We start from the raw sequence: 14,300 nt of genomic DNA on the forward strand, positions 1-14,300 counted from the left end.
TTGTGAAAGATGATAGGAAAAAGATGTTGCTAAAAGCCCCCATTGCTGTTTTAAAAGGCTTAGGACCTAAATCGGCAGAGAAATTTCAAAAATTAGGTATTTATCAAATAGAAGAACTCTTGCTCTATTATCCTTTTCGTTATGAGGATTTTAAGAGTAAGTCAGTTTTTGAGCTTTTAGATGGTGAAAAAGCGGTCATCACTGGAACGATTGTCACACCACCAAACGTTCAATATTATGGCTTTAAGCGTAATCGCTTAACCTTTAAATTAAGACAAGGAGAAGTCGTTATTGGAATTAGCTTTTTCAATCAACCGTACTTGCAAGATAAATTGGTTTTGGGAAGTGAGGTTGCTATTTTTGGAAAATGGGATCAGAAAAAAACAGCGTTAACAGGAATGAAATTGCTCATGACCTTAGAAGAAGATTTACAGCCTGTTTATCATGTGGCACAAGGCATTAGTCAGACAGCCTTAATCAAAGCCATCAAGTCAGCTTTTGATAGTGGTGCTTTAGAAGAATTAGAGGAAAACTTACCTGACTGTCTGATTCAAAAATACCGATTAATGCCTAGGCGACAGGCCGTTTATGCCATGCATTTTCCTAAGGATTTACAGGATTATAAATTGGCTTTACGCCGAATCAAATTTGAAGAACTTTTTTATTTTCAAATGCAGTTGCAAGTCTTGAAGAGAGCAAATAAATCCGAAAGTAATGGGCTTATTATAGCCTTTGATCAAGAACAAATGACAGATAAAGTAGCTGCTCTGCCGTTTCCACTGACTAAAGCACAAGAGCGAAGCTTAACAGAAATTTTAAAGGATATGGCTTCTGGCGCTCACATGAATCGGCTATTGCAAGGAGATGTTGGTTCTGGCAAGACCGTTATTGCTAGTCTAGCCATGTATGCTGCCAGCCTAGCAGGTTTTCAGTCAGCGTTGATGGTGCCAACAGAACTGTTAGCAGAGCAACATTATGATAGCTTGAAACAGTTCTTTCCTGATTTATCCATTGCCATATTAACATCTGGCATGAAAATATCGCAAAGACGAACCGTTTTAGAAGCCATTGCTGCCGGATCGGTGGACATGATTGTGGGAACGCACGCACTTATTCAAGATGCTGTTCAATACCACAAATTGGGACTTGTAATTACAGACGAACAGCACCGTTTTGGGGTTAAGCAACGCCGTATTTTCCGTGAAAAAGGGGACAACCCTGACGTTCTAATGATGACTGCAACCCCTATTCCAAGAACACTTGCGATAACAACCTACGGGGAGATGGATATTTCTATTATTGACGAATTGCCAGCGGGGCGAAAACCTATTGTGACACGTTGGGTCAAGCATCAAGAGTTAGATATGGTTCTCGCTTGGATGGCAAGAGAAATAGCACAAGGGGCACAAGCTTATGTCATTTCCCCTTTGATTGAAGAGTCTGAAGCCCTAGACCTCAAAAATGCTGTTGCCTTGGAAGCAGAGTTAAAGGCTTATTTCAAAGCATCTGTCCGCATTGCTCTAATGCATGGCAAAATGAAAACTGACGAAAAAGAGACTATTATGCAAGCCTTCAAAGCTCGGGAAATTGATCTTTTGGTTTCCACAACAGTAATTGAAGTTGGCGTCAATGTTCCGAATGCCACCATTATGGTGGTTATGGATGCTGATCGTTTTGGGCTAAGTCAACTGCATCAGTTAAGAGGGCGTGTTGGACGTGGACACAAACAATCTTATGCGATTTTAGTTGCCAATCCTAAAACGGAATCTGGAAAGGAAAGAATGGTTATTATGACCAAAACAACTGACGGTTTTGTTCTTGCTGAGGCAGACCTCAAAATGAGGGGGGCAGGGGAAATTTTTGGGACACGTCAATCAGGGATTCCTGAATTTAAGACGGCTAACATTGTAGAAGATTACCCGATCTTAGAAGAAGCTCGTAAAGTAGCTTCAGAAATTGTGGCAGATCCCCATTGGACTAGCCAAAAAGAATGGCAAAGCATTGTTGCGCATATTGACTCCCAAGCTGATCTTGATTAGAAAACACTTAATGACTAGGGGCATAACTTCACCAAAAATACTAGCAATGAGAAAGGCTTAGAAAATAACAAAATACGAAAAAATACGATATACCTTGATTTAAGCACTACCAACTAGGCATTTCGTCAATTTAAAAAGGAAGGAACTCTTGTCTAGAGTGGGTCCTTCCTTTTTAAATTGCTGATCGCTAAAATCTCTGAGTCATTTTTCAGTAGGTTCGTTAAGAGACAGAACAGGTTGCCGATGTCTTTCAACCTTCGATGTAGTCTTTCAATGCCTGATCAGAAAGCCCAGCATTTAGTGCAATCAGAAGTTTTAAGCGAGCCTTGGGAGCGTTTAGTTCTTTGACGAACATGACACCAGCTTCTTGTAACATGGCACCTCCACCTTGGTAACCATAGACAGGCTCAGCCATGCCATTAAAGCATCGTGAAACCAAGACAACAGGAATCCCTAAAGCAATTAATTTTTGAATTTCAGTGACTGCTAACGGAGGGACATTGCCAGCACCAAGCGCTTCAATGACTAGTCCTTGGATGCTATCAGGTGTTAAGAGACTTAGAATACTGCCATCCCCCATGCCAGCATATGCCTTAATGATAGGAACGGTTCCTGAAATTTTCCGAATATCAAAGCGAACACGAGGCTCGGCATGTTTGAAAAAAAGTAAATCGTCCTTCATGACAACCCCTAATGGTCCGTGAGTCGGTGTTTGGAAGGTTGAAATATTAGTTGTGTGGGTCTTTGTGACATATTTAGCGGCATGAATCTCATCGTTCATGACGACAAGAACCCCCTTATCCTTAGCTTTGTCACTGTTTGCTACTCTCAGAGCGGTTAGATAATTGTAAACACCATCACTTCCAATTTCATTGGAAGATCTCATAGCACCAGTCATAACAATAGGCATGTCGGCAGGTAAAGCCATGGTATCTAGAAAATAAGCCGTTTCCTCCAATGTATCTGTTCCATGAGTGATAACCACAGCATCAAATTGGTCGGCTCTTTCTTGGATATAATGGAAAATAGACAACATATGGTAAGGTGTAATGTGGGGACTTGGGAGATTTAAAAAATCAACAACAGTTAGCTGGAAATCCTCAGTAGCCAAGCCAACTTGAGTCATAGGATTATTTTGATTAGGGAAAACTTTTCCAGAGTCATCAGCCTGCATGGAAATGGTTCCACCAGTGTGTAAAACAAGGATTTCTTTCATTCTAATTGATTACTTCTTTCAAATTTGTGATATAATCTATTTTATCATAAACAGAAGAGAGAACAGAAGGTTTTGACAATAAAAGCAGTCTTTTTCGACATTGACGGCACCCTCCTCAATGATCGTAAAAATGTCCAAAAAACGACACAAAAAGCCATTCAACAGTTAAAAAATCAGGGCATTATGGTTGGTTTAGCAACTGGTCGTGGACCTGGTTTTGTTCAACCTTTTTTGGAAAATTTTGGGCTTGATTTTGCAGTTACCTATAATGGGCAGTACATTTTAACACGTGACAAGGTTCTATACCAAAATCAGTTACCTAAATCAATGATTTATAAAATTATCCGTTATGCCAGTGACAAAAAACGGGAAGTTTCCTTGGGGACGGCATCTGGTCTAGCTGGTTCACGTATTATTGACATGGGGACAAGTCCGTTTGGGCAAATTGTTAGCAGTATTGTACCAAAAAGTTGGGCAAAAACAGTAGAAGGCAGTTTTAAGCATTTGATTCGTCGGATAAAACCACAAAGTTTTAGCCATCTGGTGACCATTATGCGAGAGCCTATCTATCAAATTGTTTTGGTTGCTTCTGCGGATGAGACAGGCAAAATTCAGGAGAAATTTCCACATATTAAAATAACCAGAAGTAGCCCTTATTCTATTGATTTGATCTCGGTTGACCAGTCAAAAGTCAAAGGAATTGAGCGCTTAGGAGAGATGTTTGGCTTTGAATTGTCCGAGGTAATGGCTTTTGGCGATTCAGACAATGATTTGGAGATGTTATCTGGTGTTGGGATCGGTGTTGCTATGGGAAATGCAGAAGCTGTGGTTAAGAGTGGAGCACATTTTACAACAGCTTCAAATAATAACGATGGGATTTCAAAAGCCTTGGCACATTATGGCTTAATTCATTTCGATGTTGAAAAAAGTTTCAAAAGTCGTGATGAAAACTTCAACAAGGTTAAAGATTTCCACCGTCTCATGGATGGGGATACCATTGAAACACCAAAAAGTTATGCTTTAGTGGAAGCAAGTCATCGGGCTGATTTTAAAGTGGAAGAAATCGTTGAATTTCTTTACGCTGCCAGCAAGGGAGATAAGCAGCAATTTACCCAGTCTTTGCTTGATATGCACGCGGCTATTGACAAAGCTGCTGATAAAGTGCAATCTAAAAAACACTCAGAATCACCACTCGTTGGTCAGGTAGATGCCTTGGCAGATTTGCTTTACTTCACCTACGGTTCTTTTGTTTTAATGGGTGTTGACCCACAACCTATCTTTGAAACGGTACATGAAGCCAATATGGGCAAAATTTTCCCTGATGGAAAACCTCATTTTGATCCGGTTACCCATAAAATTCAAAAGCCTACTGATTGGGAAGAACGCTATGCACCAGAAACAGCGATCAAAAAAGAATTAGATAAACAATTGCAAAAATCACTCCAACGTCTTGAAAAACAGAAATCGTAAGTGATTGCACCAAACACAAACAGCGTCTAAGTAAAATGCTTAGACGCTGTTTGTGTTTGGTGCAATAGTTATTAAAAGCTTTTGGTGTTGTCACGCACAACAAGCAAATCAACCTTGGCGTGACGTAAAATATACTCAGACGATGAACCGATAAGTAAGCGTTCAAAGGTATTGAGACCGGTAGCACCGACCATGATTAAATCAATTTTTTCACGATCTGGAATTGTCTGAGCCAACAAGGTTTTGGGATTACCAAATTCGATAATTTGTCTAACATCGTTTAGTCCCGCAGCACGTGCCTGCTTTTCAAAATTAGCCAAGACCTCCTTGGCTTCTTGCTCCAGCTTGTCATAAATATAAGTATCAAATGTGGCAACACTCTGCAAAGCGCGTGTATCAATGACATGGGTCAAAAATAGAGAGGCACCATTACGCAGTGCAACAGTAACACCTTTATTGAAGGCTAATTCAGACTCGTAAGAACCATCAATGGCAACGAGGATGCGTTCGTATTTTTGTGACATAAGCTTGCCCTCCTTTAAAATGTTATCAAACAATAGATCTTATTGCTATCCTTATTATACTTCTTTTTTTGAAGATTTGAAAGCGTTTCAGTGATTTTCCTGAAATAGAAAGAGATGTGATTTTCGATAGTTTCTAAAATGACTAAAAATGACTTTACAAAGGTCATAAACCTGTTGACAACTCTTAGAAAAATAGCTTTAGAAAATACCTTGACGAGGTTTTTTTTAATCAGTGTTATCCCTTGGTAGATGGGATAATTTCTTTTTATTTTACCTGTTTTAGGGTATAATATGGGGTACGAGGTAAATGAGGTTATGAAAATTATTGAAAAATCATCCAAGTTAGAGCATGTTTCTTATGATATTCGAGGTCCTGTCTTAGACGAAGCCAATCGTATGATTGCTAATGGCGAAAAAATCCTTCGATTAAATACAGGAAATCCAGCGGCATTTGGATTTGAAGCGCCAGATGAAGTTATTCATGATTTGATTATTAATGCTAGACGAAGCGAGGGGTATTCTGACAGTAAGGGAATCTTTTCGGCACGCAAGGCAATTATGCAGTATTGCCAGCTCAAAGGCTTTCCAGAAGTTGATATTGATGACATTTACTTAGGCAATGGGGTTTCAGAGTTAATTTCAATGTCCCTTCAAGCCTTACTTGATAATGGCGATGAGGTTTTGGTTCCAATGCCAGACTACCCTCTTTGGACAGCCTGTGTCAGCCTAGGAGGTGGCAATGCCATTCACTATCTGTGTGATGAAGCTGCAGATTGGTACCCAGATATTGCTGATATAAAAGCAAAAATAACCAATCGCACAAAAGCAATCGTGATTATTAATCCCAATAATCCAACAGGAGCGCTTTATCCGCAAGAGATTTTAGAAGAAATTGTGGCGCTAGCTAGAGAACATCAACTCATTATTTTTGCTGATGAGATCTACGACCGCTTGGTCATGGATGGTGAGGAGCATGTGGCAATCGCAAGTTTAGCCCCAGATGTTTTTTGCGTTTCTATGAACGGTTTGTCAAAATCCCATCGCATTGCTGGCTTTCGTGTCGGTTGGATGGTTCTCTCGGGACCTAAAGGACATGTGCAGGGATATATTGAGGGGCTGAACATGTTAGCCAATATGCGCCTATGTTCAAATGTTCTAGCTCAACAAGTCGTGCAAACCTCTCTCGGAGGACGTCAGTCCGTCGATGAGCTCTTGCTCCCAGGTGGTCGTATTTTTGAACAGCGTAATTTTATTCATCAGGCGATTAATGCCATTCCGGGACTATCAGCCGTCAAACCAAAAGCAGGGCTTTACCTCTTTCCTAAAATTGACCGCCAAATGTATCGCATTGACGATGACGAAGAATTTGTCTTACAACTCCTCAAGCAAGAAAAAGTCATGCTGGTACATGGTCGTGGTTTTAACTGGAAAGATCCCGACCACTTCCGCATCGTTTATTTGCCGACAGTAGAAGAGTTAGAAGATGTCCAAGAGAAAATCACACGTGTCTTACAGCAGTATAAGCGTTAGGCTTTTACCAACTTGTAACGGTGATGGAATGATTAAACCAAGAAGATCCAATGGGTCTTCTATTTCTTTTGTGACTTTAAGTTTGTTTACTTATAACTTCTGATTTTGTTGAAATATACCATTTTTAAATCCAAAAATATCCCCCCCCCCCCCGATAAAAAAGGTTTCTTCAATTTTATCTTTTTTGAATATTTTATATAATAATTCAGCAATATAATTAGCATATTTGCAATTAAATGTGATTATTATCTAATTAAAAGAGATAAAGAGGAGAGAAATATTTTGAAAAAAAGACGTATTGACAAATTAGTTTGCCATTATGGATTAACATCAGCTACGGTTTTGCTAATGGCTTTGGGGACAGGAGCATCGGTTCAAGCAGAGAGTAGCGGTGTTAGTGCCTCTTTGCACAAATTGAAAGAGCTTTCCGAAAAGCAGCTGCCATCGGTTTCGGAAACTTTGATTTCTCAACAGTTAGCATTGAATGATTATAACACAAAAAGCATTAAGGAATATTTAGATAAATTAGAGCAATTTTTGAAACAGTATCTTCACCAACATCATCAAGTTTTGAGCGATTTAGCTGAAAAACCCGGAATTCCAGGGCCTCCTGGACCGATGGGACCACAGGGGACTCCGGGTGAGAAAGGACAAAAAGGAGATCCTGGACCTCAAGGTCCAGCCGGTAGAGATGGTTTAGCTGGTGCAAAAGGTGACCGTGGTGAAACTGGACCCGCCGGTCCAACTGGTCCGCAAGGTCCAGCCGGTAAAGATGGTGCACCCGGTCCTAAAGGAGAAGCCGGCGCACAAGGACCAATGGGTCCCGCTGGTCCAGAAGGGAAAAAAGGCGATTGTGGTGTAGCTGGTCCTAAGGGAGAACCTGGTGCAAAAGGCGAACGCGGTGAACAGGGGATACCGGGACAAAAAGGAGATCGCGGCGAAACTGGTGCAACTGGATCTAAGGGTGAGAAGGGAGACACCGGAGCAGCTGGTCGTGATGGTAAAGACGGTTTAGTCGGACCAAAAGGCGACCAAGGTATCCAAGGAGAAAAAGGCGATAAGGGCGACCAAGGCATCCAAGGAGAAAAAGGCGATAAAGGCGACCAAGGTATCCAAGGAGAAAAAGGCGACAAGGGCGACCAAGGCATCCAAGGACCAAAAGGTGATAAGGGTGACCAAGGTATCCAAGGAGACAAAGGAGACAAGGGCGACCAAGGCATCCAAGGAGAAAAAGGCGATAAAGGCGACCAAGGTATCCAAGGAGACAAAGGCGATAAGGGTGACCAAGGCATCCAAGGAGAAAAAGGCGACAAGGGCGACCAAGGCATCCAAGGACCAAAAGGTGACAAGGGCGATACAGGTACTCCAGAAATTCCTCAAAAGCCTGAGATCCCAAATCAACCAGAAGAACAGCCCAAAGCTCCTGAGTTACCACAGCAACCTCAAACTCCAAAGCAGACTCCAGAAGTAAAACCTACCCCACAAGTGACCCCTTCTGAAAGCCAAAAAGGTGCTAGCACTTCACACACTCAAAGCTTACACCAAGAGCAAAAGTTGGCTAAATCGGTAGTTAACCGTGCTTCTTCAGTAAGACATTTGCCATCTACTGGCGAAACCACAAACCCATTCTTCACAACGGCAGCGGTTGCAGTGATAGCAAGTTCAGGTCTGCTTACGCTATCTTCAAAACGTAAAGAAGGCTGATCTTTTTCCTGAAAAAGGTTCGGAAAGATAGGTCAATTAAGAGTTATCTTTTGGAAATGGCTGGAATGATTGAATGTACCGGTTATTGATAATAGAAGTCAGTCCGGGAAAAAGAATATGTTTTTAAGCTAACTTCTGTACAGACTATTGCCGTTGGCTGAACGGGTAAGGTTATTTTTAACTTTTCAAGTGATTGAAATTGTAGAAATAATAGAAAATTTTCTGATAATTTCTTGCAAAAGCTAATTGGCTTTGTTATAATTGAAACGCAAATAATTCAAAGGAAAAGGAAGAAAATGCCTAACTTATTAGAAAAAACTCGTAAAATTACATCTATTCTGCAACGTTCCGTAGATAGTCTGGAAACAGAATTACCCTATAATACCATGGCTTCTCGCTTAGCAGATATTATTGATTGTAATGCTTGTATTATTAATGGTGGTGGAACCTTACTTGGTTATGCCATGAAATATAAAACCAATACTGATCGTGTTGAGGAATTTTTTGAGGCAAAGCAATTCCCGGATACTTATGTAAAAGCAGCCAGTCGTGTTTATGATACGGAAGCTAACCTTTCAGTCGAAAACGATTTGACGATCTTTCCTATTGAGTCCAAAGATATTTACCCCGATGGTTTGACGACAATTGCCCCAATTTATGGTGGTGGGATGCGTCTTGGGACTCTAATTATCTGGCGTAATGATAATGAATTTAGTGATGAAGACCTGATCTTGGTTGAAATTTCAAGTACCGTTGTCGGGATTCAATTATTGAACCTTCAAACAGAAAACTTAGAAGAGACCATCCGCAAACAGACCGCGGTCAATATGGCGATTAATACCCTTTCTTATTCAGAAATGAAAGCTGTTGCAGCCATTCTTGGAGAACTGGGTGGCAACGAGGGACGCCTAACCGCATCTGTGATTGCCGATCGTATCGGGATTACACGTTCTGTTATTGTCAATGCTCTTCGCAAACTTGAAAGCGCAGGAATTATCGAGAGCCGCTCTCTTGGAATGAAAGGAACCTATCTCAAGGTTATCAACGAAGGTATTTTTGATAAACTAAAAGAATTTTAAAATGTAGCATCTCCCATTGTACTGACCCCCAAAAGTTAGATCAAAATTCTAACGATTTGGAGGTCGGTCCACAGTGGGAGGTGTTTTTTAGCTATATAAACACTGGTGTCTTGACACGTGTAAACAAAAGTGCTATGATTAAAATTGTAAAGAAGAGTGTTGATCGCCTATTTGGAGGAGATAATCGTGAAAGCATTGATTGTTATTGATTACACCTATGACTTTGTTGCAGATGATGGGAAGTTAAGCGCAGGAAAGCCTGCACAGGATATTGAAGAAAAAATTGCAGAGGTAACTCAAGAAGCTTTTGATCAAGGAGATTATATTTTCTTTGCGGTTGATTGCCACGAAGAAACTGACCAATGGCACCCTGAAGCGAAACTCTTTCCGGCTCATAGCCTCAAAGGGACTAGAGGACGTTGTTTGTATGGAGCTTTAGCTGATGTTTATGACAAGATAAAAGGCAATCCTAATGTTTGTTGCATAGACAAGAGGTATTATTCCGCTTTTTCGGGTACTGATCTTGATATTCGCTTGCGTGAGCGCGATGTTAATACACTTGTGTTGTCAGGACTTTTAACAGATATTTGTGTGTTGCACACTGCGATTGACGCTTACAATCTGGGTTACCATCTTGAAGTTATTAGTACCGCAGTGGCTAGTTTATCAAAAACAAATGATCGATGGGTATTAAGGCATTTTGAACAGGTGCTTGGTGCAACATTGGTTGAAGCTTAACTTTTCATGAAAGCCAATAAAAATAATTTGAGAGCGTTGATAGCACCTAATCAAGGGACAAAACATTTGTAATAAGATTTTAATTAAATGCGTTATTTAGCTAAAAATAGTGCGAGCTTTTATTTGAGATGGCTTTAGCCATTTCAGATAACAACTAGTGTATCACATTTAAGAAAGAGGGTGATTTTTCAATTAAATCAAATACAGCAAAAGGTTGTTGCTATTGTCAAAAAAGAACCCTCTATCTTTCCAAGGTTTTGACCAAAACGGAATTGGGTGTCTCTTTGGAATAGCAGTTGAGTTAGGACGATCCGTCAAGCCATATCTAAAAATAGTACCTATGGAGAGCCTGGCTCAATTACTTTTTGCCATAGCCAAGGTTTGATCTATGTGTTTTGCCCGCCATTTAGGGTTCCATTTAGCAGTTGCCAAGCTGCCGCTAATGCTTCGGATTATACCCTTTTAGGAGAGAAATACCCCTTATCTGATGAGCTTCTTGATCGAGGTTTTTGCCTCAAGATTGAGGAGCTTGTTTGCGTGTCTCCTATGGTAAATAAGAGCAATTATGATATAATGTTTAGGACGATGTAAAAAGGATACAGAAGGATTTATCTTGCTTTTGGACAATAGCTGAGTTCTTGTTCCAATCTTGTAAATACCTAACATCATCTTGGATGGGAGAAGTCATGAAAATTTCTGAAGAAGAAGTTCGCCATGTGGCGAATTTATCAAAATTAGCATTTTCAGACAGCGAGACAGCTGAATTTGCGTTAACGTTATCAAAAATCGTTGACATGGTTGAATTGCTCAATGAAGTTGACACAAAAGGTGTCGCCATTACAACAACCATGGCAGATCATAAAAATAGAATGCGAGCAGATGTTGCTGAAAAAGGAACAGACTGTGCTCAACTCTTTAAAAATGTTCCTGAAAAAGAAAACAATTTTATCAAGGTGCCAGCTATCCTTGATGACGGAGGGGATGCCTAATGTTTTTGAACCATAAAACCATTGACGAGTTGCATGATCTTCTTGTCAAAAAAGAAATTTCTGTCACGGAGTTGACCAAAGCCACTTTGGATGATATTTATGCGCGTGAAGAAGCTATCGGCTCGTTTATCACGATTTCAGAAGAAGCAGCCTTGAAACAAGCAGCGGCTCTTGATGCTAAAGGGATTGATGCAGACAATATCATGTCTGGCATACCTCTTGCTGTCAAAGACAATATCTCAACCGAGGGAATTTTGACGACAGCGGCATCAAAAATGCTTTACAATTACGAGCCAATTTTTGATGCGACAGCCGTTGCTAATGCCCGTCAAAATGGCATTATTGTGGTTGGAAAAACCAACATGGATGAATTTGCCATGGGGGGGTCAACAGAAACATCATACGTGAAGAAAACGAAAAATGCTTGGGATCAAACAAAGGTTCCTGGTGGATCATCAGGTGGTTCAGCGACAGCAGTTGCATCTGGTCAAGTGCGTTTATCACTTGGGTCTGATACCGGTGGCTCAATTCGTCAACCTGCAGCTTTCAATGGTGTCGTTGGGTTAAAACCCACTTATGGGACAGTGTCTCGATTTGGCTTGATTGCCTTTGGTAGCTCACTTGATCAAATTGGTCCTTTCGCCCCTACCGTTAAGGAAAATGCTCAATTATTGAACGTCATTGCCAGCGCAGATAGCAAAGATTCAACATCAGCTCCTGTTCGTATAGCGAACTACACAAGCAAGCTCGGTCAAGATATTAAAGGCATGAAGATTGCCCTTCCTAAAGAGTATCTTGGCGAAGGGATTGATCCTGAGATTAAGGAAACAGTTCTTGCGGCGGCTAAACACTTTGAGAAACTTGGTGCCATTGTCGAGGAAACGAGTCTCCCACATAGCAAGTACGGAGTTGCCGTATACTATATTATTGCATCATCTGAGGCTTCTTCAAACTTGCAGCGGTTTGATGGAATTCGTTATGGTTTTCGTGCAGAAGATGCCAAGAGTCTTGAAGAAATCTATATCAATACACGTAGCCAAGGGTTTGGTGATGAAGTCAAACGTCGTATCATGCTTGGAACATTCAGCTTGTCATCAGGGTATTACGATGCTTACTTTAAGAAAGCTGGTCAAGTCCGAACCCTGATCATTCAAGATTTTGAAAAAGTCTTTGCGGATTATGATTTGATTTTAGGACCAACAAGTCCGACAGTTGCTTTTGGACTTGATACCCTTAATCACGACCCAGTTGCGATGTATCTGGCTGATTTGCTGACGATTCCTGTTAATTTAGCAGGTCTTCCTGGAATTTCCCTACCATCTGGATTTGTGGATGGCTTACCAGTAGGTCTTCAATTGATTGGTCCAAAATATTCAGAAGAAACGATTTATCAAGCAGCTAGTGCTTTTGAAGCAACAACTGATTATCATAAGCAGCAACCCGTTATTTTTGGAGGTACTAACTAATGAACTTTGAAACCATTATCGGGCTTGAAGTCCATGTGGAGCTGAATACCCATTCAAAAATCTTCTCACCAACACCAGCCCATTTTAGTGATGATCCAAATGCTAATACAAACGTGATTGACTGGTCATTTCCTGGCGTGCTTCCTGTGATGAACAAGGGTGTTATTGATGCCGGGATTAAGGCGGCTCTGGCTCTGAACATGGACATCCATAAGAACATGCACTTTGATCGCAAAAATTATTTCTATCCAGACAATCCAAAAGCCTACCAAATTTCTCAGTTTGATGAGCCGATTGGTTACAATGGCTGGATTGACATTAAACTAGAAGACGGTTCAGCGAAAAAAATCCGTATTGAACGTGCTCATTTGGAAGAAGATGCTGGCAAAAACACACATGGCACAGATGGTTATTCTTACGTTGACCTCAATCGCCAAGGGGTGCCATTGATTGAGATTGTGTCTGAAGCAGACATGCGCTCGCCAAAAGAAGCCTATGCTTATTTGACAGCTTTAAAAGAAATCATTCAATACACTGGCATTTCTGATGTCAAAATGGAAGAAGGGTCAATGCGTGTGGATGCCAACATTTCTCTTCGTCCGTACGGTCAAGAAACATTTGGTACCAAAACGGAGTTGAAAAACTTGAATTCTTTCAGCAATGTGCGCAAAGGACTTGAATTTGAAGTGGAGCGCCAGGCTAAGATTCTCCGTAGTGGCGGTATTATCCAACAAGAAACGCGTCGCTATGATGAAGCCAATAAAAGGACAATCTTGATGCGTGTTAAAGAAGGAGCAGCTGACTACCGTTACTTCCCAGAACCAGATTTGCCATTGTTTGAAATTGATGATGCTTGGATTGAAGAAATGCGTGCGGAATTGCCAGAGTTTCCAAAAGATCGTCGGGCTCGTTACGTGGCAGAGCTTGGTTTGTCAGATTACGATGCTAGTCAATTAACCGCAACGAAGCGTCTTTCAGATTTCTTTGAAAGAGCAGTCGCTATCGGTGGCGATGCCAAACAGGTTTCAAATTGGTTGCAAGGCGAAGTAGCTCAGTTCTTGAATGCAGAGCAAAAAACATTGGATGCCATTGCTTTGACACCTGAAAACTTGGTTGAAATGATTGGTATTATCGCTGATGGAACCATCTCATCAAAAATTGCCAAGAAAGTTTTTGTTCACTTGGCTAAAAATGGTGGTTCAGCTAAGGAATATGTTGAAAAAGCAGGGCTTGTTCAGATTTCAGATCCAGCAGTTCTTGTACCAATAATTCATCAAATCTTTGCAGACAATGAAGCAGCCGTCACTGACTTTAAATCAGGAAAACGCAATGCAGACAAGGCTTTTACAGGTTTCTTGATGAAAGCGACCAAAGGTCAAGCGAACCCACAAGTAGCTCAACAATTACTGGCACAAGAATTGAATAAGCTATTAGAATGATTTGCATTGCCCAGGAAAAAGTCCCTTAATGGGTTTTGTGAGAAAGGTTGGCAAAGGGTAGATTCGCCAATTCGTCACTTAGTTATTAAATTAAGCAATGACTTAT

General features: G+C 40.8%; 11 protein-coding genes. 9 read left to right on the forward strand and 2 right to left on the reverse strand.

All coding sequences use genetic code 11. The features are described 5' to 3' along the window. The first annotated feature begins 23 nt into the window (after positions 1–23). On the forward strand, positions 24–2,039 hold the full coding sequence (recG, locus tag H346_RS0103755) for an ATP-dependent DNA helicase RecG (RefSeq protein WP_027969910.1): 2,016 nt from the start codon (positions 24–26) through the stop codon (positions 2,037–2,039). Between the two features lie 250 nt (positions 2,040–2,289). On the opposite strand, the gene H346_RS0103760 is transcribed toward recG, so the two are convergent. Next, on the reverse strand, positions 2,290–3,255 hold the full coding sequence (locus H346_RS0103760; protein WP_027969911.1) for an asparaginase: 966 nt from the start codon (positions 3,253–3,255) through the stop codon (positions 2,290–2,292). A 72-nt stretch (positions 3,256–3,327) separates the two neighbouring features. On the opposite strand from H346_RS0103760, the gene H346_RS0103765 reads away from it, so the two are divergent. Beyond that, entirely contained in the window at positions 3,328–4,725 is a 1,398-nt protein-coding gene (locus H346_RS0103765; RefSeq protein ID WP_027969912.1) for a Cof-type HAD-IIB family hydrolase, read from the forward strand. 71 nt (positions 4,726–4,796) lie between these two features. Here H346_RS0103765 and H346_RS0103770 read toward each other — a convergent pair whose 3' ends face one another. Next, a complete protein-coding gene (locus H346_RS0103770) occupies positions 4,797–5,249 on the reverse strand; it encodes a universal stress protein (RefSeq protein WP_027969913.1) in 453 nt (150 codons plus the stop codon). 315 nt (positions 5,250–5,564) lie between these two features. On the opposite strand from H346_RS0103770, the gene H346_RS0103775 reads away from it, so the two are divergent. The 7 genes from H346_RS0103775 (at position 5,565) to gatB (ending at position 14,194) form a co-directional block, all read left to right on the forward strand. Then, positions 5,565–6,779, forward strand: a complete 1,215-nt coding sequence (locus H346_RS0103775; protein WP_027969914.1) for a pyridoxal phosphate-dependent aminotransferase — start codon at positions 5,565–5,567, stop codon at positions 6,777–6,779. A 282-nt stretch (positions 6,780–7,061) separates the two neighbouring features. After that, positions 7,062–8,483 carry an LPXTG cell wall anchor domain-containing protein gene (locus tag H346_RS10920; RefSeq protein ID WP_051188349.1) on the forward strand — a complete coding sequence of 474 codons (1,422 nt, stop codon included), beginning with the start codon at positions 7,062–7,064 and terminating at the stop codon, positions 8,481–8,483. A 296-nt stretch (positions 8,484–8,779) separates the two neighbouring features. Next, positions 8,780–9,562, forward strand: coding sequence for a GTP-sensing pleiotropic transcriptional regulator CodY (gene codY, locus H346_RS0103785; RefSeq protein ID WP_027969916.1), 783 nt, complete (start codon positions 8,780–8,782; stop codon positions 9,560–9,562). 183 nt (positions 9,563–9,745) lie between these two features. Continuing rightward, positions 9,746–10,300: a cysteine hydrolase family protein gene (locus H346_RS0103790; protein WP_027969917.1), complete on the forward strand. Its 555-nt coding sequence runs from the start codon at positions 9,746–9,748 to the stop codon at positions 10,298–10,300. 686 nt (positions 10,301–10,986) lie between these two features. After that, the gene (gene gatC / locus H346_RS0103800; protein WP_027969918.1) at positions 10,987–11,289 is read left to right on the forward strand and encodes an Asp-tRNA(Asn)/Glu-tRNA(Gln) amidotransferase subunit GatC; all 303 of its coding nucleotides are present in this window, start codon (positions 10,987–10,989) and stop codon (positions 11,287–11,289) included. Beyond that, a complete protein-coding gene (gene gatA / locus H346_RS0103805) occupies positions 11,289–12,755 on the forward strand; it encodes an Asp-tRNA(Asn)/Glu-tRNA(Gln) amidotransferase subunit GatA (protein ID WP_027969919.1) in 1,467 nt (488 codons plus the stop codon). Before gatC ends, gatA begins: the two co-directional genes overlap by 1 nt. Beyond that, a complete protein-coding gene (gene gatB / locus H346_RS0103810; protein ID WP_027969920.1) occupies positions 12,755–14,194 on the forward strand; it encodes an Asp-tRNA(Asn)/Glu-tRNA(Gln) amidotransferase subunit GatB in 1,440 nt (479 codons plus the stop codon). Before gatA ends, gatB begins: the two co-directional genes overlap by 1 nt. Positions 14,195–14,300: the final 106 nt, after the last annotated feature.

The organism is Streptococcus castoreus DSM 17536, from assembly GCF_000425025.1.
Taxonomy (GTDB): domain Bacteria; phylum Bacillota; class Bacilli; order Lactobacillales; family Streptococcaceae; genus Streptococcus; species Streptococcus castoreus.